Source organism: Cyclobacterium jeungdonense (assembly GCF_010994275.1).
GTDB classification, from domain to species: Bacteria; Bacteroidota; Bacteroidia; order Cytophagales; family Cyclobacteriaceae; genus Cyclobacterium; species Cyclobacterium jeungdonense.
Genome location: NZ_WMCD01000008.1, coordinates 180217 through 200372 on the forward strand (window position 1 = coordinate 180217; position 20156 = coordinate 200372).

The 20156-nt window shown below is 44.1% G+C and carries 12 protein-coding genes; 9 read left to right on the forward strand and 3 right to left on the reverse strand.

Going from position 1 to position 20156, the window contains the following annotated elements:
- Nucleotides 1-17 precede the first annotated feature (17 nt).
- The 9 genes from GKS34_RS16300 (at nucleotide 18) to GKS34_RS16340 (ending at nucleotide 14669) form a co-directional block, all read left to right on the forward strand.
- Nucleotides 18-1409 carry a lytic transglycosylase domain-containing protein gene (locus GKS34_RS16300; protein ID WP_163386043.1) on the forward strand — a complete coding sequence of 464 codons (1392 nt, stop codon included), beginning with the start codon at nucleotides 18-20 and terminating at the stop codon, nucleotides 1407-1409.
- Nucleotides 1410-1486: 77 nt separating this feature from the next.
- Nucleotides 1487-2587, forward strand: coding sequence for a DUF4837 family protein (locus tag GKS34_RS16305; RefSeq protein ID WP_163386044.1), 1101 nt, complete (start codon nucleotides 1487-1489; stop codon nucleotides 2585-2587).
- A 33-nt stretch (nucleotides 2588-2620) separates the two neighbouring features.
- Nucleotides 2621-4885, forward strand: coding sequence for an NADP-dependent malic enzyme (locus tag GKS34_RS16310; protein WP_163386045.1), 2265 nt, complete (start codon nucleotides 2621-2623; stop codon nucleotides 4883-4885).
- On the forward strand, nucleotides 4882-5484 hold the full coding sequence (ruvA, locus tag GKS34_RS16315) for a Holliday junction branch migration protein RuvA (RefSeq protein WP_163386046.1): 603 nt from the start codon (nucleotides 4882-4884) through the stop codon (nucleotides 5482-5484). The genes GKS34_RS16310 and ruvA overlap by 4 nt, the downstream gene beginning before the upstream one ends.
- A 103-nt stretch (nucleotides 5485-5587) precedes the next feature.
- Nucleotides 5588-12658: a T9SS outer membrane translocon Sov/SprA gene (sov, locus tag GKS34_RS16320; RefSeq protein WP_240459335.1), complete on the forward strand. Its 7071-nt coding sequence runs from the start codon at nucleotides 5588-5590 to the stop codon at nucleotides 12656-12658.
- Nucleotides 12659-12708: 50 nt separating this feature from the next.
- Entirely contained in the window at nucleotides 12709-13086 is a 378-nt protein-coding gene (gcvH, locus tag GKS34_RS16325; protein ID WP_163386047.1) for a glycine cleavage system protein GcvH, read from the forward strand.
- 25 nt (nucleotides 13087-13111) lie between these two features.
- Nucleotides 13112-13477 carry a VanZ family protein gene (locus GKS34_RS16330; protein ID WP_240459336.1) on the forward strand — a complete coding sequence of 122 codons (366 nt, stop codon included), beginning with the start codon at nucleotides 13112-13114 and terminating at the stop codon, nucleotides 13475-13477.
- A gap of 74 nt (nucleotides 13478-13551) precedes the next feature.
- Nucleotides 13552-14226 (forward strand): energy transducer TonB, encoded by a 675-nt coding sequence (locus GKS34_RS16335; protein WP_163386048.1) that lies wholly within the window; start codon nucleotides 13552-13554, stop codon nucleotides 14224-14226.
- Nucleotides 14227-14309: 83 nt separating this feature from the next.
- Nucleotides 14310-14669: a DUF2237 family protein gene (locus tag GKS34_RS16340; protein ID WP_163386049.1), complete on the forward strand. Its 360-nt coding sequence runs from the start codon at nucleotides 14310-14312 to the stop codon at nucleotides 14667-14669.
- A gap of 8 nt (nucleotides 14670-14677) precedes the next feature.
- Here GKS34_RS16340 and GKS34_RS16345 read toward each other — a convergent pair whose 3' ends face one another.
- Genes GKS34_RS16345 through GKS34_RS16355 form a run of 3 tightly spaced genes read right to left on the reverse strand, consistent with a single transcriptional unit; the run spans nucleotide 14678 to nucleotide 20108 of the window.
- On the reverse strand, nucleotides 14678-15556 hold the full coding sequence (locus GKS34_RS16345) for a YicC/YloC family endoribonuclease (RefSeq protein WP_163386050.1): 879 nt from the start codon (nucleotides 15554-15556) through the stop codon (nucleotides 14678-14680).
- Between the two features lie 16 nt (nucleotides 15557-15572).
- On the reverse strand, nucleotides 15573-19022 hold the full coding sequence (locus GKS34_RS16350) for a biopolymer transporter Tol (RefSeq protein WP_163386051.1): 3450 nt from the start codon (nucleotides 19020-19022) through the stop codon (nucleotides 15573-15575).
- Nucleotides 19023-19052: 30 nt separating this feature from the next.
- Nucleotides 19053-20108 carry an NAD(P)/FAD-dependent oxidoreductase gene (locus GKS34_RS16355; RefSeq protein WP_163386052.1) on the reverse strand — a complete coding sequence of 352 codons (1056 nt, stop codon included), beginning with the start codon at nucleotides 20106-20108 and terminating at the stop codon, nucleotides 19053-19055.
- Nucleotides 20109-20156 lie beyond the last annotated feature (48 nt).

Below are 20156 nucleotides of genomic sequence, written 5' to 3' on the forward strand. Positions count from 1 at the left end.
TACTTATTATTACGGATATGAGGGAAGGATTTTTGAAAAACGTATTGAGGAGCTTGCTTGCCGGGATTTTGTTTTTACCTGCAGCAAATGCCCAGGATCAGGTAACAAGTCTGACAAACGGAGGGGATAGTATCGCAACGATAGCTCCCTATTACGATTACGAACACATACCGGATTTCACCTATGAAGAGGTGGAAAAACGCATAGCGGCCATGAATACCGACATGCCCTTCGAGTTGAATGAGACCATTTTTGCTTTCATTAATTACTTTACGGTTCGAAACAGGGATTACACCCGCATGGTCTTAGCCAGACAAGACATGTTTTTCCCGATGTTTGATGAAGCATTGGAAAAGCACAGCATGCCGGAGGATATTAAATACCTATCCATCATCGAATCAGGATTGAATCCCGAGGCCAGATCCAGAGTGGGAGCAAGCGGATTATGGCAATTTATGCCTGCAACAGGAAAAGAATTCCAATTGTACATCAACAGCCATGTTGATGACCGTCTGGATCCCGAGAAATCCACGGATGCCGCATTGCGTTACCTGAAAGCCCTAAATCGAAGGTTCAACAATTGGGAATTGGCACTGGCAGCTTATAACTGTGGCCCGGGAAATGTTAACAAGGCCATACGAAGATCTGGAGGAAAACGGACTTTTTGGGGTATTTACCGTTATTTACCCCGCGAGACAAGGAGCTACATTCCCCAATTTCAAGCCATCATGTACGTGCTTCGTCATGCCGAAGAACATAATTTAATTTTAGAAGAGCCGGCTTATGCTATGGACTTCGACAAGATAAGTATGGGTGCCGAATTTACACTGAGGGATTTAGCCAAACATACCGAATTATGCCTTGAGGACCTGGAATACTTAAATCCCTCCCTTCTAAGAGGAGAAGTGCCAGATTTCAAGAAAAACATGACTATCAATGTCCCCAAATACATGCATGCCTACATCACCGAAAACCAGTCCAGGTTGGTCGATTCCTTGATGGTAGAAAAGGAGCGGTACCTCGCATCCAAACCGGACGAACCGGAAAAACCAATCCATAACCTTACGTACAGGGTACAAAGTGGTGATTTTTTAGGTAAAATTGCCCAAAGATACGGTGTATCCGTCAGCCAGTTGAAATCATGGAATAACCTGTATTCCAACACAATCCGAATTGGCCAGGTAATTCACATTCATCAGGATCATAGCACCTTTGAAAAAAGTCTTGCTTCCTCGGAGCAACCTGCGGTTTCTCAAAACCGTGCCGGGAAAATGTACACCGTGCAACCGGGAGATTCCTTATGGCTAATCTCCAGAAAATTAGAAGGTGTGACCATAGAACAGCTTAAAAAGCTGAATAACCTCAATACAAACCAAATCAAGCCTGGTCAAAAATTGATTATTGGATAATTTAAAACTATATTTTTAATTTTATTTTTTCCAATAGGCAATTATTCCTAATTTAGGCTTAGGCAAACAATCAACCTATGGAAAAAAATATCAAATTATACATTTTAATCTTGTTTTCAGCTTTTGCACTTGCTTCATGTGAGGGAAGTGGAGAAAATGATTCCTCCAGCAACAAACCGAGAGCCAGAGGTTCGCTAGGAGAAATACTCTTGGTAATTGACTCCGCCAAATATGCGGGGCCTGTTGGTGATGCGTTAAAAGATATATTCGAGGCCAATATTCAGGGTATTATTCGTGCCGAATCGATGTTTTACATGCGAAAAGTCGATCCCCGAGCACTAACTCGCATATTGAAAATGGCCAATAACATGGTATATGTCACCACTTTCGATGATTCCAGTCCTGCCAGCCGTGTCATCAATAATCAGTTCACGCCTGAATCGGTTGAGATGAGTAAAGAGGATTCATCCTTATTCATGTTGCGAAATAAGGATGAATTTGCCAGAGGTCAGGAGGTCCTGTATCTCTTTGGAGAAAATGAAGAAGAACTGGTCCGAAACCTGCAAGCCAACAAAACCCAGCTTCAAAATTTTTTCATCAACAGAGAAAAGGAAGGGCTGGCTAGAGCATTGTTTAATCGAAAAAATGGGGAAGCAATGGTCAAATCCCAAGAAAAATTTGGTTTGACTTTGAATTTACCTGCCTCTTACCAATTTGTACTGGAAGAAGAAAATTTTTTATGGTATCGACAACCTACACCCGGACCGGACAAACCAGATATAAGTATGTTTTTTTACCAAACCGACTATACCGATGAGTCACAGGTCTTCCCAGAGAACATCATCGCTTTCAGGGACGAGATCACCAAAACGCGTATATTTGGTGATCCGGCCAATAAAGAATCTTATTTAGTTACCGAAAAGCAGGTACCTCCCGTATTCAAAACTACCCAAATTGATGGTAAATTCAGTGTTGAGATGCGAGGCTCCTGGAAGACCAACAACTTATCCATGGGGGGATCCTTTTTGTCGTATACAGTGGTAGATGACAAAAAAGGGAAACTATTCTACATGGAAGGGTTTGTATATTATCCCAATGAGGCTCATAGAGCCTCTCTCCGGGAAATTGAAACCATTTTACAAGCCACTTCATTTGAAAATGAGGAAGAAGAGAACTAAGTCCTATTTGTACCATTTTTCCCCAGCCTGAAAATGAAGATCAGAAAAGAGGATGCATTAAATTACCATCAATTCAAGAAACCAGGGAAAATAGAAGTAATACCTTCGAAGCCCCTTTCCAGTCAACTTGATCTGGCCCTCGCCTACTCTCCTGGCGTAGCCGAGCCCTGCAAAGCCATACAGGAAGACCCGGATTCCATATACAAGTACACAGCCAAAGGCAACCTTGTGGCAGTTATTTCAAACGGTACTGCCGTATTGGGACTGGGAAATATCGGGCCGGAAGCTTCCAAACCAGTGATGGAGGGCAAGGGTGTCTTGTTCAAAAAATTTGCTGGAATAGATGTTTTTGATCTGGAAATTGACGAAAATGACCCGGACAGTTTAATCAAGATTATTCGCTCGCTAGAGCCGACTTTCGGTGGGATTAATCTGGAAGATATCAAAGCTCCGGAGTGTTTTATCATCGAAAAGAGGCTAAAGGAATTGATGAAAATCCCGGTCATGCACGATGACCAGCACGGAACAGCTATTATATCCGGAGCTGCCCTACTAAATGCCCTAGGGATGATCGGCAAACAGATAGAAGACATTAAGCTCGTCGTTAGTGGTGCCGGAGCAGCGGCGGTATCTTGCGCACGGTTTTACGTTGGTCTTGGTGTAAAACTGGAAAATCTCGTTATGTGTGACATCGAAGGTGTCATCCGGAAGGACAGGCCCGGGATAAATGAAATTCATCAAATGTTTGCCACCGACAAAGATTTTCACCATATCACGGAAGCCATGAAAGGGGCTGATGTATTTTTGGGTCTTTCTGCCGGTAATATCATCAACCAGGAACAGGTTCAGTCCATGGCTGCCAATCCCATTGTATTTGCACTGGCCAACCCAACGCCTGAAATTAGCTACGAAGAAGCCATGGCGGCCCGAAAAGATATCATCATGGCAACGGGCCGGTCAGACTATCCTAACCAAGTCAACAATGTCATTGGTTTTCCCTATATTTTCAGAGGCGCGCTAGACGTGCGGGCCACGGGTATCAATGAAGAAATGAAACTGGCTGCTGCCTATGCGATCGCCAACCTTGCAAAAGAGCCGGTGCCTGATATCGTCAATAAAGCCTATGGTGAATCCAAATTGGCGTTTGGCAAAACATACCTGATCCCCAAGCCGTTGGATCCCAGGCTCATTACCACCATAGCGCCGGCAGTAGCCAAGGCTGCCATGGCTTCCGGAGTGGCCAAAACTCATATTCAGGATTGGGAAGCCTATGAATTAGATCTGCAAGAACGAATAGGAATAGACCAGCGTTTGATGTCCCGCGTCATCGCCCGCGCAAAGAAAGAGCCCAAACGGGTCGTTTTTGCGGAAGCAGACAATCCCAAAATCCTGAAAGCAGCCCAGTTGATTCGGGACGAAGGAATCGGCGAGCCGATACTATTGGGTAATCGACAAAAAATCAAAAAACTGATCAAGGTAAACTCCCTGGACCTGGAATCGGTAAACGTTATCGATCCCAACGAAGAAAAAGGTAAAATCAGGCAGTTTGGGGAGATTTTATACGACAAGCGCAAACGCAAAGGGCTGACTCCCCATGAGTCCAGAAAACTCATGAAAGACCGAAACTATTTCGGTGCCATGATGGTGGAGGTGGGTGAGGCTGATGCCCTGATATCAGGACTCACCAAAGATTATCCCCGAACCATATTGCCTTCACTCCATATTATTGGTGTGAAAAAAGGTGTTGACCGGGTAGCCGGCATGTATATCATGAATTCGGATAAAGGACCATTGTTCTTTGCCGACACAACGGTTAACGAAAATCCAACAGCCGATGAACTGGTGGAGATTATTGGACTCACTGCCAACGGTGTCCGGTTTTTCGATATTGACCCCAAAGTTGCCATTCTTTCTTTCTCCAATTTCGGATCGGCAAAAGGCACCGTCCCCACCAAAACAGCCCTGGCCACCCAAAAAGCAAAAGACCGATTTCCGGAACTGATTATTGAAGGGGAAATGCAAGCCAATGTAGCTTTGGATGAAAGTATCCAAAAAGAAAATTACCCCTTTAGTGCACTGATCAATAATAAAGCAAATACACTGATCTTTCCCGACCTGGCCTCCGGAAACATTGCCTACAAATTGGTGTCAGAAATAGGAAATGCTGAAGCAATTGGTCCTATTCTATTGGGAATGAATAAATCCGTCCACGTACTACAACTAGGAAGTTCGGTTCGCGAAATTGTCAACATGGTAGCCATTGCTGTAGTGGATGCCCAAAGTATCGAATCACCATGATCGCCTATTTAAAAGGAAAGCTTGCCTACATAGACCCTACCTATGTGATCATTGATATCCAGGGAATCGGGTACGAGGTTAAAATCTCCCTTACTACATTCGGAAAGGTAAAGGAAGAAGAACAAACCTACCTGCATACCTACCAGCATATCAAAGAAGACGGTCATACCTTGTATGGATTTAAAGAACCCTCGGAAAAAAAAGCGTTTTTAGAATTGATCTCCATTAATGGTGTAGGACCGAACACCGGTTTGATGATCTTGTCCTCACTTAGCGTTGAAGAGTTGGAGCAGGCCATTTTACAAAACGATCACGCCACCATTCAGCGGGTAAAAGGGATCGGTGCAAAAACTGCCCAGCGCATCGTATTGGAACTTAAAGATAAAATTAAGAAAGAGGGGATTTCGACTGGAGACGGTTCGGCACCTGGCTTTATTCAAAGCAGCAATAAATTAAAACAGGAAGCGTTACAAGCCTTGATTACCCTTGGTTTTACCAAGGCGCAGGCGGAGAAAAATATCCTGACTGTTTTGAAAAAAAGTGGTCCTGATGTTTCATTGGAAGCATTAATTAAAGCATCTTTAAAGTCGTCATCATAACCAAGAAACATTGGCCTTTACTTTCTCATATATTTTTTGGAGAATAAAGTCATTTCATCTGTCCAGCATTCTATTTCCGGGAGTGTTTAGTCTGATGTTAGGTATGTCTTATTCCGTAGCAAATGCCTATCAGGAGCCAGCTTCCGATACCATTCCTACTAAAATGGACACCTTAAACAAGAGAAAGGAATTACCTTCGTTTCTGCTTTGGGATGACCTCAATACGCAGCCTCTCTACCCCTATCAAAACCCATTTTTACGAAATAAATCTCCTTTTATCCTATCACCTAACCAAAATCAACGGATTGAGGTGGAAGTAGATACGGCGGTTAATTACAGGATCTATCAGGACCTGGATTCTGGTTCGTTGGATCCAGGGTATTCACTGGACTTTGAGGAATATTCCCGGATGCAGGAGTTGCGCATCCGCCAGGAATATTGGCGAAACCGCTCCAGAGGACTTGACGGAGAGAGTGCTGTTGGGGGCAGAGGACTCATTCCTCCCATTACCATGAGTCCTACCTTTGACCGGATATTTGGCGGAAACGAAATTACCATTGTGCCTACCGGAAATGTAAACCTGGATTTCGGGGGTATCTTCCGGAGAATTGATAACCCATCCATTCCCATCAGACAGCAACGCAATGGGGGGTTCAATTTCAATCAACAAATACAAATGAGCGTCAACGGCATGCTGGGGCAAAAAGTGAGGATTGGAGCAAATTTTGACAGCAACAATTCGTTTGATTTCGAAAACCAGCTAAAGGTGGAATATGCCGGCTTCGATGAGGACATTCTGAAAACCATAGAAATTGGTAATGTCAGCATGCCTATCCAAAACAGCTTGATTCAGGGTGCGCAAAACCTCTTTGGCGTGAAAACCCAGATGCAGTTTGGTAAACTGTTCATGACAACCGTAGCTTCCACACAACGGGGACGAAGGGATGAAATTATTATTGAAGGAGGAAATCAAGGAAGGCCATTTGAAGTCCGAGCCTCCGCTTACGACGAAAACCGCCACTTTTTTCTAAGTCATTTTTTTAGAAACAACTATGAAAACTGGTTAAGGGGGCTTCCTCAGGTTTTGTCAGGAGTACAAATTACCCGGGTAGAGGTCTACATAATGAACCGGGCCAATAACACACAAACGTTACGAAACTTCGCTGCCTTTATGGACCTCGGGGAAGGCCAGCGAATTTATAATCCTGAAAACCCTGGCATCGGTCCCGGTAACCCCCAATCTCCCGCGGCCAACAGTGCCAACGAACTTTACAATACCCTAAGGAACAATACAGCATACCGGGATTTCGAGACTGCAGCCACGGCCATCAGTTCTGATTTGGGTCTGGAAAGAGGCGTGGAATTTGAGCAAATCAATGGCGCACGTAAACTGGCCGAAAACGAATACACCTTTCACCGGCAGTTGGGCTATTTCAGTTTGTCCCGGAAACTCCAAAACGATGAGGTTATTGCCGTATCTTACGAATACACCTATAACGGTCAAAGCTATAAGGTAGGAGAACTATCTGAGGATTATCAAAACAGGCCGGAAGACGATGTCATCTTCCTGAAAATGCTCCGCCCAGCGCGGATCAATACCCGAATTCCTACCTGGGACCTGATGATGAAAAATATTTACAACCTGAATGCCAATCAAATCCAAAAAGAAGGCTTTCAGCTTCAGGTTATTTACCGGGATGACCGCACGGGTCTGGACAATCCCAGCTTGCTTGAAGGGCAAAATGTCAAAGACATCCCCCTAATTCGCCTCCTGAAACTGGATGACCTCAATCCGCAAAACGATCCACAACCGGATGGTAATTTTGACTTCGTACAAGGCCTGACCATACGACCCGAGCAGGGGCTGGTAATATTTCCGGTGTTGGAACCCTTCGGGGAGACACTTGAAGACTACTTTCTACCCTCAGAGGTTAACCTGATAGACAAATTTGTCTACGACACCTTATATCAAACTACCCAGGCGGATGCAGAACTGGTCACACGTCTGAACAAATATTTCCTAAAAGGCAGCTTTACCTCGGGATCTGCTTCGGAAATCATGTTGCCCGGCTTGAATATCAGCGAAGGGTCCGTTTTGGTAACCGCCGGAAACATCCCACTTACGGAGGGAGTGGATTACACCGTCGATTACAATATCGGCCGGGTGGTCATTATCAATGAGGGCATTTTGCAATCGGGCAAAAGAATTAGTGTCAGTTTTGAAAAAGCCGATTTGGTCTCCTTTCAGACCCGAAGTTTGCTGGGCACCCGCCTGGATTACATGGTTAACGAAAATTTTAATATTGGGGGCACGTTTCTCTACCTCAACGAAAGACCTAATATTTCAAGGATCGCTACTGGTAATGAAACCCTCCGGAACTCACTCTGGGGATTGGACGTGAACTACAATGAGGAGTCTCTATTTCTCACCAAGCTGGCGGATGCTTTGCCTTTTACCGAGACCAAAGAAACTTCTTTGATTCAATTCAGTGGTGAATTTGCCCACCTGATCCCCGGTACTTCCAATCAGGTTGATGGAGAGGGAGCATCCTATATCGATGATTTTGAGACAGCCATCATCCCGTTCAATTTGGGTTCTTCGCCCCAGAACTGGAAATTAGCTGCCACCCCATTCACCGAAGACAACCATTTCGATGAAAGCCCCATGACGGAGGATAGGCTGGGCAATGCGTACAAGAGAGCCAGGCTGGCCTGGTATTCCATAGATAACGTGTTTTACAGACCCTCAGGAAGAGGGGTCCCCCCAAACATTACCAATGATGACCGGCGAAATCATTATGTGCGCCGGGTACTTCCCCAGGAAATTTTTAAGGGCCGCAATAGGGATGTACTGATCACCCCGGAGCCCTTGTTTGAAATGGCGTATTTTCCCCACGAAAGAGGAATGTATAATTTCAACCCTTCCCTAGATGGTTCCGGATTGCTTCCCAATCCCAGAGAAAATTACGGTGGCGTTACCCGAGCAATTACTTCAGAAGTAGACTTTGACCGAACGAATATCGAATACATTGAATTCTGGCTGATGGACCCTTTCCTTCCAGGGCCAAATGGGAGGGTATTGGATGGCGTTTTCAACGAAAACAATACCACTGGGGGAAAATTGGTCTTTAACCTGGGTGAAATATCCGAAGATGTAATTGTAGACGGCCGCCATGCATTTGAAAACGGATTGCCAGCCGATGGAGATGCGGCAAGTACGTCCATCAATGAATGGGGGCGGGTGACCAACCAGCAGTTTCTTACGCCAGCATTTGACAATTCCCCGGAAGCCAGGGAGAACCAGGATGTGGGATTGAATGGTCTGAGCAGCGAAGCGGAAGCTGAATTTTACCAGGATAGGTTCCTAAACCGGCTCAATGTAACTCCCCAATCCCTGGACCGGATAATTGAAGATCCTGCAGCAGATGATTTTCGGTATTACCTGGATAATGAATTTGATCAAAACGATGTGAAAATTCTGGAAAGGTACAAGAAGTTCAATGGCTTGGAAGGCAATACGCCCATCACTTCTAATACCAACCTGCCCTACACTCCCTCTGGTTCCAATGTTCCGGACAACGAGGATCTGAACAACGATAATACCCTGAACGAAGTAGAAAGCTATTACGAATACGAAGTAGATCTTCGTCCAGGTGAAATGGAAATCGGCGAAAACAACATCGTAGACCGTGTCACCCATGTAGAAAACGGAGAAGAAGTTAACTGGTATTTGTTCCGGATACCTATTCGACAGCCGGACGCATCCGTAGGAAATATTTCCGGGTTTAAATCAATTCGGTTCATGAGGACCTACCTTACTGATTTCCGACAACCCGTCGTTTTGAGAATGGGTCATTTCCGTCTGGTAGGTAGCCAATGGCGGATATTTCAGGAATCACTTTTTGAAAAAGGATTTTCCGAAATACCCGAACCTGACAATTCCAACTTAACCGTTGGGGTGGTAAATATTGAAGAAAATGGGCAAGGTGGCGAAAACCAAAGCCCTTATGTGTTACCTCCAGGCATATTCAGAGACCGGGATAATACCTCCACCATCGAACGACAGCTGAATGAGCAATCGCTACGACTTTGTGTAGAAAACCTTCAAAGCAGGGACTCCCGGGCCGTATTTAAGAATGCAAGCCAGGACCTGGTCCAATACGGCAGGCTAAAAATGTTTTTGCATGCCGATAGTCAGGACGCCACCGACGGTGAGCTGACAGCCTTCTTGCGTATAGGTACGGATTACACTGACAATTATTACGAAATCGAAGTGCCCCTGAATATCACGCCACCCGGCACACGAGATCCCCGGCAAATCTGGCCATTGGAAAATGAAATAGATGTAGCCATCGATGAAATTGTAGGCGTGAAAGCGGAAAGAGACAACAACCAACGACCTCAGAACCTCCCCTATTCCGTACAGGTGAGGCAGTACCGGATCACCGTTGTGGGCAGGCCGGAGCTGAATTTCATACAGGGAATGATGATTGGTATCCGCAACCCGGGAATCACCGGAGGAGCAAGCAAATCTGTTTGCGTCTGGGCAAATGAATTGCGGGCAACTGATTTCAATAAGTCTTCCGGTTGGGCAGCCAATGCTCGATTAAATGCTCAAATTGCCGATGTGGCTACGATTTCTTCCTCCATTAGGCACAACACATTCGGCTTCGGGGGATTGGAAACCAGACTATCAGAAAGGGCGCGGGAATCCACTACCCAATACGACGTTTCGGCCAATGTAAGTGTGGATAAAATTTTACCTGAAGGATTGGGCATGAGTATTCCGCTTTATGTAAGTGTGGAAAATTCAACCACGAAACCGGAATTTGATCCTTTAAATCCAGACGTACCTTTTGAAATAGCCCTGCAAAAATTCCGCACGGGCGCCGAGCGGGAAGCCTATCAAAACCTGGTATTGGACCAATCCAAACGAAATAATTTTAGTCTGAACAATGTGCGAAAAATAAGGAATCCGGAAAAAGAAACCAACCGCCTTTATGACCTTGAAAATTTCTCCTTCTCCTATGCCTATGGCTCGGTAAAGCAAAGCAATATCCAACTGGAAAGTTACAACTTCGAAACCTACAGGGGAAGCATTGCCTATAACTACCAGCCGGATCCCCTTATCGTCACCCCTTTTCAGAAAATGGGCTTCCTGCGAAGTGACCACCTGCAGTTAATCCGGGATTTTAACATCAATTTTTCTCCGAGTCAGGTTTCGGCAAGGATCGATGTCGACAGAAGGTTTATGCGCACCCAAAACCGTAACGACCAGCTTAGTACTGCTGGAGTGGATCCCCTGTTTCAGAAAAGTTTTTACATCAACCGCTTTTATGGCTTGAATTGGGACCTGACCGAAAGCCTGTCCGTAGATGTAAGTTCCAGTGTAAGTGCAGTAGTAGACGAACCTGAAGGGGATCTGGATACAGAGGGAAAACTGGATTCGCTGAGAAACAACATCAGAAGGCTGGGCAGAACCACTAACTACAACCAACAGGCAGTGGTAAACTACAGCCTCCCGCTGGAAAAATCGCCGATTACTGACTGGATTAGCGCCGACTTGAGATACGAAGCTACCTACAGCTGGCTCACGGGGGCCATCGGGCAGAAAGATACACTTGGAAATGTAATTCAAAACTCCCGGGACCGGTCGGTTTCCGGCAAGTTGGACTTGGTGCAACTGTATAATAAAAACAAAAGACTCAATGCTTTAAATGCGCCAAAACGCCCCACAATACCCGGCAGAACTCCCCCGCCTGCTGCCGCGGAAGACGAGGAAGATGAAGACGAACCCTCCACCGAGGGTATTGGGGCAGAGGCCCTGAAATTTCTGATGATGATAAAGGAAGTAAATTTTCGGTATCAAATTACGGAAGGAACATTTCTACCAGGCTACCTGCCAAACACCGGCTTGTTAGGTATGGACAAAAGTTTTCTAAACCCAGGCCTTGGGTTTTTAATGGGTAGCCAGAACAGTGATGTACGCTATGAACTGGCTAATCGGGGCGTTTTGGCTGCCAGCACCTCCCTTACCCAAGCCTTTCGCCAAAACCAATCTAAAAACTTACAGGTAAGCTCGCTAATAGAGCCCTTAACAGACTTTCGGATTACGGTAGACTTCCGTAAACGGGAAAATGGTGATTACAGTGAAATATTCCGCAGATCCGGACCGGGAGCGGATGATTTTACCTCAATCAACCCCAATAGATTAGGGTCTTATAGTATTAGTTACAATATCCTGAAAACAGTATTCAATGGCCAGGACACACAAAATGTTTCGCCTCTTTTCACGAACTTTGAAAATTTCCGGTCCATTATCCAGTCCAGGCTGGAAACAGAAAATCCGGGTGGCGCCTATAACATCAACGGGCAAAATGTGTTAATTCCCGCTTTCTTAGCGGCTTATTCGGGTCAAGAGGCTTCTTCTGTTTCGCTGAATCCATTCCCAAAATTTCCGCTACCTAATTGGCGGGTAGAATACCGGGGACTGGCCCGATTACCAGCCTTAAGCGAATATTTTTCCTCCATTAATCTTACCCATAATTACACATCTACCTATGACGTTAGTAATTTTTCCAATGCCCTGATTTACCAGGAAGGATTGGAATTGTACAACACCCTGCAACAACTGCCCATGCCCAGCATGACCGATGAATTTGGATCGTATATTCCCATTATGATTTTGAACGATGTCGTCATTTCCGAGGAATTCGGCCCCCTGATCGGCGTGGACTTACTGACCAAAGACCGGATGAATATTAGCTTTGAATACAATACCCAAAGAAATATCGGATTAAATTTTTCCAATGCCCAGGTGACGGAACAAAACAGCCAGGACTTTCGCTTTGATCTGGGGTATACCAAGGCCGGGGTAAAAGTACCCTTCAAGATTCAAGGGAGACAAGAGGTGCTGAATAATGACCTGACTATAAGGATATCTACCCGAATCGTAGACACCAATACCGTACAGCGGAAAATTGAAGGAGAAAACACCCTCACTAATGGAAACCTGAATGTTCAATTACGGCCCAGCATAGGCTATGTGGTTAACCAAAAATTAAATATCCAGTTTTATTTTGACCGAACCATTAACGATCCGAAAGTCTCAACGGCTTTCAGGAGAAGCTCTACCTCTTTTGGAGGCCAATTGACATTTAATTTAAGCCAATAATTTTGTCCTGATAAGAAACATCGTATTTTTGAGTTGTTAATGAATAGCCAATGAATTTTCCAAAAAATTTACAGTACACAAAAGACCACGAATGGGTCCGGATCGAAGGCAAAACCGCCACTATAGGTATCACTGATTTTGCTCAAAAGGAATTAGGGGACATCGTTTTTGTAGAGGTAGACACCGTAGGGGAAAGCCTGGATGCAGGAGATATTTTTGGCTCGGTAGAGGCCGTAAAAACTGTTTCGGATCTCTTCATGCCAGTTAGTGGTGAAATCCTGGAATTGAATGAAGAATTAGAAGAATCTCCGGAATTAGTCAATGACGACCCTTATGGCAAGGGCTGGATGATAAAAATCCAATTGGAAGACGAGACCGGCCTTGCCTTGCTTTCACCCGAGGAATATGAAACGCTAATCGGGCAATAAACAAGAGATTTTGAATCTTAGGAAAATGCTCGCATTCGGATGGTCATTGGGCATGGCATATGCCCTATTCAGCCCCGGTAGCAATGTTCCGGAGCTACCGCATTTTTACGGCTCCGATAAATTGATCCATTTTGGAATGTTCTGCGGAATGGCCTTTCTATGGAACAGGGTAATACGCCAAAAATATACGCCCAAAGAGCGAGAAAAATCAAATAATTTTACTAAATACTTAGTTTTATGGATTTTTATTGCTATCTTCACAGAGTACTTGCAACTACTGGTTCCAGGCAGGTCTTTTGACTACCTGGATATTATCACCAATATATTGGGAGGAACTATTGGTACAGTTATTTTTGTTTATATGAATAAGAAGAGCAGCACTCTTGTATAAATAAAAATAATTTGTTATGATTGTTACTTGGAATAAACAAACCGATTCAATAAAATAAAAAAAGGAATTATACCATGGAAGCCAAAAAAACGCCAAAAGCTGATCTAACCAAAAAGACAGGAATGTTCCTGAATCTTGGGTTGATGGTCAGTGTTGGTCTGGTTCTATTTGCTTTTGAGTATAGGTCGTATGATGATGGCCAGCTCAAGGATTTAGGATCGATCGATGATGACTTTGAAGAATTATTAGATATTCCCATCACTGAGCAACCGCCGCCACCGCCACCACCGGTAGAGCAGCCTGAGATCAAAGAGATTCCAGATGAAGTTGAAATCGAAGAAAAAATCGAGGTTAACTTTGACGTAGACGTTCAGGAAGAAACGGTTATCAAAGAAGTTGAGATCGCGGAAGCGCCTGTTGAAGAAAAAGCAGATGAGATCTTTGACGTAGTAGAGAATATGCCTACGCCTCCGGGAGGAATGGAAGGTTGGAACAAATACCTTTCAAATAATCTGAAGTACCCAACCCAAGCCAGAAGGATGGGAATCGAAGGTACAGTTTACGTTGTTTTCGTTGTAAATACGGATGGTTCCATACAGGATGTTGATATCCTGAGAGGAATCGGCGGAGGCTGTGATGAAGAGGCCATGAGAGTGGTCCGAAACGCTCCAGCTTGGGAACCAGGTAGACAACGTGGTCGGCCAGTTAGGGTGAAAATGAGACTTCCAATCCGATTTAAGCTAAGCTAATTACTAGCGTTAAATGTTATATTAGACAAAAAAAACCATAGATGTATCTTCATCTATGGTTTTTTTGTTTAGCTGTCCCAGCCATGGTAAAAAACGTATTTGGACAAACCCTTAAACCTTGCTGCTTCACCCCCAAAACTGGCTTTTACAGGGATGGGTACTGTCACACTGGCCCGGATGATACCGGTACCCATACCGTTTGTGCCGTTATGACAAAAGAATTTTTGGAATTTAGCCAGTCAGTGGGTAACGATTTGATTACTCCCAGGCCTGAATATGATTTTCCAGGCTTAATCCCTGGTGACAAGTGGTGCCTGTGTCTGACTCGATGGATCCAGGCCTACCATGCCAATGTCGCTCCCAAGGTACTATTGGAGGCCACTCACGAAAAAACATTAGACCTGATAGGACTGGAGGAATTAGTGAAATTCGCAGCCAAATAAGGAGGGGCTTACAAAATATTTAACGCCTGTTCCTTTATTTTCTCCAATTCATCTTTCATGTTGATTACCTGATGCTGTATTGTGGCATCATTGGCTTTTGATCCAATGGTATTGATTTCCCTACCCAATTCCTGGCTGACAAAGCCCATTTTTTTACCCTCTGATCGATTTGAATTCAGCACCTGAGAAAACAACTTTAGATGCGCTTCGAGTCGCACTATTTCCTCTGAGATATCAAGCTTTTCGAAATAGTAAATCAATTCCTGTTCAAAGCGATTGGCGTCAAAATCCTGCTCTTTGACCCAGTCTGAAAAATTATTCTTTATTTTATTTTTTAGTCGTTCTTTTCGAATTGGTGCCAATTCTTTTATGCTATCCAAACCCCTCTGAATCAAGTCAAGACTTTCGGAGAATTTTTCCATCAATACAGCACCCTCTCTTATTCTGGAGATGTCACATTCTTCCAAGGCTTGTATCAACACCTCCTTCACCTTTTCCCAAGCTTCCGCACTGTCTGACTTGTCCGAATTTGAAAGTATCACATGGGGAGATTGCAGTGCCAGTTTGAATAGTTCAGGTGTATTGGTTTCCACCGATGCGGCCATTTCAGCATATTTTTGAAAGTATCTTTGAAAAAGATCCTCTTGTATTACGATCGGAAGTTCGTCATCTAACTTTGAAACAAATTCAATGGAGATATTCACTTTTCCCCTTTCCAATGCAGCAGATACCAGGGTTTTTACTTCGTTTTCCTTATCCGAAAACTGTTTGGGAGACCTGAAACTAAGATCGAGGAATTTGGAATTCAGTGCCTTTATTTCAATCTGAATGGAATAATTCTGGTCTTCAAAGGCAGCCAGGCCAAAGCCTGTCATGGATTTTATCATCACAAAAGATTAGTCTTTAAAAATTATAGCCCAAAGTTACATAGAATCTTGTCTTTTCTATGGTGTAATTTCGAACAGGTCGTGCAGCATCCAGCTTTACGTAATAATTCAATAGAACGGTTCGTATACCTGCCCCATAACTTTGCAACCATGGATTATTAAAATTATTTAGTGTAATGACAAATGGCGACCCTTCAGTATTGATTATTTCGGTATTTTGATCGTTTACCCTTTCCCAGGGTGCTGCATTGGTCCAGGCAGATCCGGCATCATAAAACCCTACCAATTGAAAGTTCCTGATAAAATTTGAGGTAATATTCCCTCTGGAGAGGTAAGAAAATAAAGGAATCCTCAATTCGGAACTAAAGGTAATCACATTATTTCCTCTGATTTCATCGTAATCGAAACCTCGCAGATCTACAAACTCCGCAAACAATAAATTGGAATTTTCCACGCCCGACTCATTTCGGATAGGGGAAACTTCAGGCCTGTTGGTTGGGGGCTGATGAAACTGATTAAATAACCAGTTATCCATCCCCCCCACCAGGTATTTTTGTGGGTTGTTTCCGAAGAAACTACCCACATAAAGCCTCGTGGCCAGAGTAATATTTTTATGTATTTTCTGATAATTACGAATATCCAGGTAGGCATTGGTAAAGGAGCGTTCAGTCATATTGAGCCCCTGGTAATGGACCATTCCGATTTTTCCTTTCAAGCCCTGCTCCATATAAAGGCCCAGTTGCCTTGTTTTATCCACCACCAATTCAGCTCTCCCGCCTGCGTAATTGATATCCAGCCTGTTTTGAGGGCCGTCACCTCCTCTGAGTATGGAATCCGGATTTAGGTTGAAGTACTGGGTTTTAGCCACAAATGGGGCGAGACTTACCCGGGTACTAACCGACAAGGGGTAAGAAACGCTGATCTCAGATTTCGAGAGAACGTATTTTTGGGAGGTGAGATCACCTTCGTCTCTTATAATCGACCTTCTATCAAATCTTCCCCTGAAGTCAAGTCGGTATTTAAGGTATTCGTATTCAAAGTACACATCGCTACCGGATTGAAAATCCATAGCGGCCATGATTCCTCCTTTTATCGAATGATTGTCAAGAAGATCGGTCATCCTGCCATTTAAGTTAATACCGAAACCTCTTAACGGATCCACGATAAACGAGGTATTCAGACTGGTCGTGATGAACTGAGGGATGTAATTTCTTGGGCCCTGAATCCGTTTCACCGTGTTTTGCTGCCTGAAGGCATCCAGTATATTACTTCTTCTTTCTGCAGGGGAGGGCTCCTCCTGAAGTCCACGAGATGACTCTTGCCCATAAAGGTTCGGAATGGTATCAAAGGTATAATTATCGGTATCCAGACCTTCTTCCCGCTCAAACCTGAGCCGGTCTACATTGATGGCAGTGGTTTGGGGTGTTGTGCTTTCCGGCACGCTGTCCATAAGGACCGGTTCGCTGGCTTCCGGAGCCATCCCTTCCTCCACAGCTCCTCCGATTAGCAAATCTTCCAGATTTACCACCGCTGCACTGGAATCCGCTTCGGCTACTTCAGCTGCCTCCGTTTCAGTTTCATTGGTTTCATTTTCAATAGTCCCCACTTGATCTTCCTCGTCAGGACCTGCCTCATCATCAGTTTCGTCTTCCCGTTGGATTCTCCGGTTGGAGATCCGTTCGTTTAGCATTTTTGCTTGCTCCAACTGTATCCTGGGTGTGCTGGGTGTAAACTGGTCTAGATTTGGAAAGCTTTCCACAACCAATTTACTTTGACTTCCATCTCTTACGGCATACGCCCACTTATTCGTCTGCAAATCATAATCAAAAGATTCAACGCTTTTATTGAAAGCAGAAACCTGGCTTGAAATCGAATTCCCTAAACCCAGCCGCATGATATTGGTAATACCGCTTTGTTCGCTAAGATGCAGAATCATCGCATTATTGAGCTTTTTGGGATGCAGGTTTATGTGGTTCAGGTTTGTCAACCGATTTTCATAGATACTGTCTCCAAGGTTCAGTTGGTAGAGGTTGTAATAATCCGGTAAATGATGTACATCCATCACACCTGTCATCAGACTATCCGGCAGGTCGGTTTTGTTGGAGGAGTAAATGATGGTGGAATCGTTCAGATAGATGGGTGTTCGATTATCAAATATGTCGTTTGTGAGTCTTGTGCCCTGCCCACGCATATTCAGCGTATAAATGTCGGTTTTCCCGTTGTTAATAGCGGAAAGAACCATGGTGCGAGCATCGGGAGCGAAATCCAGATCGAGAATTTGGGTGATATTCCGCAAAAATATTTTATCCTGACTACTTCCATCAATTGCGCGCATGCGCAATGTGGTAACTCCTCGTTTAAAGGTTGCGATAACCAGATTCAGCGTATCTCTCCAGGCCAGAGCTGGGGTAGTGTAATCTGCTTCCTGCTCATAGGAGGCGTAACCTCCCTTTAAAATAACCCTTTCCCGATTACTTGAGAGGTTCCTGACTTTCACTTTGTACTTACCTTCCACATTCTGGACGTAAGCCAGGTGCTTACCATCCGGGCTAAAGCTCAGGCTGGATAGGGCACCATACTTATTTTTAGGAGTAGAAACGACGACATTACTTTCGTTGATATCCTTGAAGTTTTGGAAAACATCCTTGTTAATCCCGGTGTAAAAATCCCTCCACTCATTCGTAAAATCACGGAACCTTCTTCCCAAGGTGTTGGATATGCTGTTTTCCTCGTTTCGATTGATTCTACTTAAATTTAGGATGCTGGATATATATCTTCTGCCGTACTTTTCTACAATGTAATTCCAGATAGACTGCCCTACCAGACCAGCCTCCTTATCTTGTAATTTAAAAAGTTTGGGGTTTTCATTGTCTCGAAGGTAATGCCTGACAAAATCATCCATCTCCCTGCTCCATCCATAGGCCAGGTACCTGGCTGCCCCGTCTATAAACCAATCCGGGAAATTGTTTATCAGATTCGCCTGAAAAGCATCGGAAATACTGGAACCGTACAGCATTTCTTCGATAATTATTTTTGATGTCTTGTAAAGTAATTCACTTTTAAAAGACTCCCAGGAACCAGAATAGGCTACTTCCGCAAGCAGCTTGCTGAAAAAAGTTTGACCATCTACCGTGTAATTATTGTTATTCAGGTTTAAATTACTTTCCAGCAATTCCTGATTTGAATTGTAAATAAAAATTTTTGGTTTGGTATACGCCACGTAGCCGATCGACTGAGTTAATTTATCAAATTCTTCCTCCAAAAAATCGATCGCCATTCTGGCATTGGTCTGCCCGCCGTCGTAGTAATAAACTTCGAAATTATTTGATGCGAAAAAGTACCAATCTTTTTCCTTGTGTTGAATCCTGTTTTTCCCAAATCTTTCCTGATCAAATTGAGCCATAAGCGAACCGCCACAGCTACAAAAAACCAGTACCCAAATAAGTGCTAGATTTTTAAGTCTCATTTACTTGCCTTCCAATTGTTTGCCAATATCTTAAATATACTTAAAAAAACGATTTATGTTCACTTCTTTTTGAGGTTCCTTGCCCGAAATTAAATATTCGGTCATTTCTTTACTAAAATAAGGAGCCAGAGATACCCCCTTCGCTCCCAGACCTCCGAATAGGTAAACGTTCGCTTTCGTAGGATGCCTTCCCAGTACAGGTCTACGGTCCCCCATAGCCGGACGGATCCCTACCTGATGATCAACAATCCCGGTGACCTCTATTGGGACGAGTTGACGCAATTTATCCAGAATCTCACGCTTCCCGGAAATAGTTGGTGTCAAGTCTATTTCCCGATTATTATAAGTAGAGCCCACCTTCGCTATCCCATTTCCCAAATCAATTCTGAAAACCCCTCTGTTGATTATTTCTCGCGATGTAAATTCTTGCCTGACCGTCAATATTTCTCCTTTCACAGGGGTAAAAGGAACCCATTTGAAAAAGGCACTTTCCTTAGCTCCTATTCCATTACAGAATATCAGTTTTGGTGCATGGATTTCCTGAAACTGCCAATTTCCGGAAGCCTCTTCTATCAGTTTCTCTTCCGAAAAGCGGCTCTGGATCAAGTCTCCCCTGTTCATCAACCAGGATCTGTATGCTTGAAGCATCTTTTTTATATCCAGGTACCCGGATGATTTGAGCAACAACCCACCAAAAGGATCACTGACCCCGGGAAAACCCGGCTCCCGGAATACCTCGCCGATATACCGGTCGTATTGAGCATCTGCACTTTTTGCCACCCACTCGTTTTGCTCCTCGTAGGAAATAAATGGCCGATAGATGCCGGTGGGATGCAGAAAGTTTTGGTTTAAAACGATTTCCAATTCTTTGTAAAACGTTTCTATCTCATCAAACAATATATCAGCCTGCCATGTTTTTACCATTTTTCTACCGGTAATGGGATTATATAGTCCGGCAGCGACTTTGCTGCTACTCGTAGGGCTACCATCGTCCACCAGGCATACCTTAAACCCTGCCTTTATCAGGCGGTAAGATAAAATACTGCCAGCCAAACCCTGACCAATTAGTAAAAAATCAACTTCCATAGTCTAAATTAACTCATTCTTTGTTATTTTGAACTTGAATTTCAAACC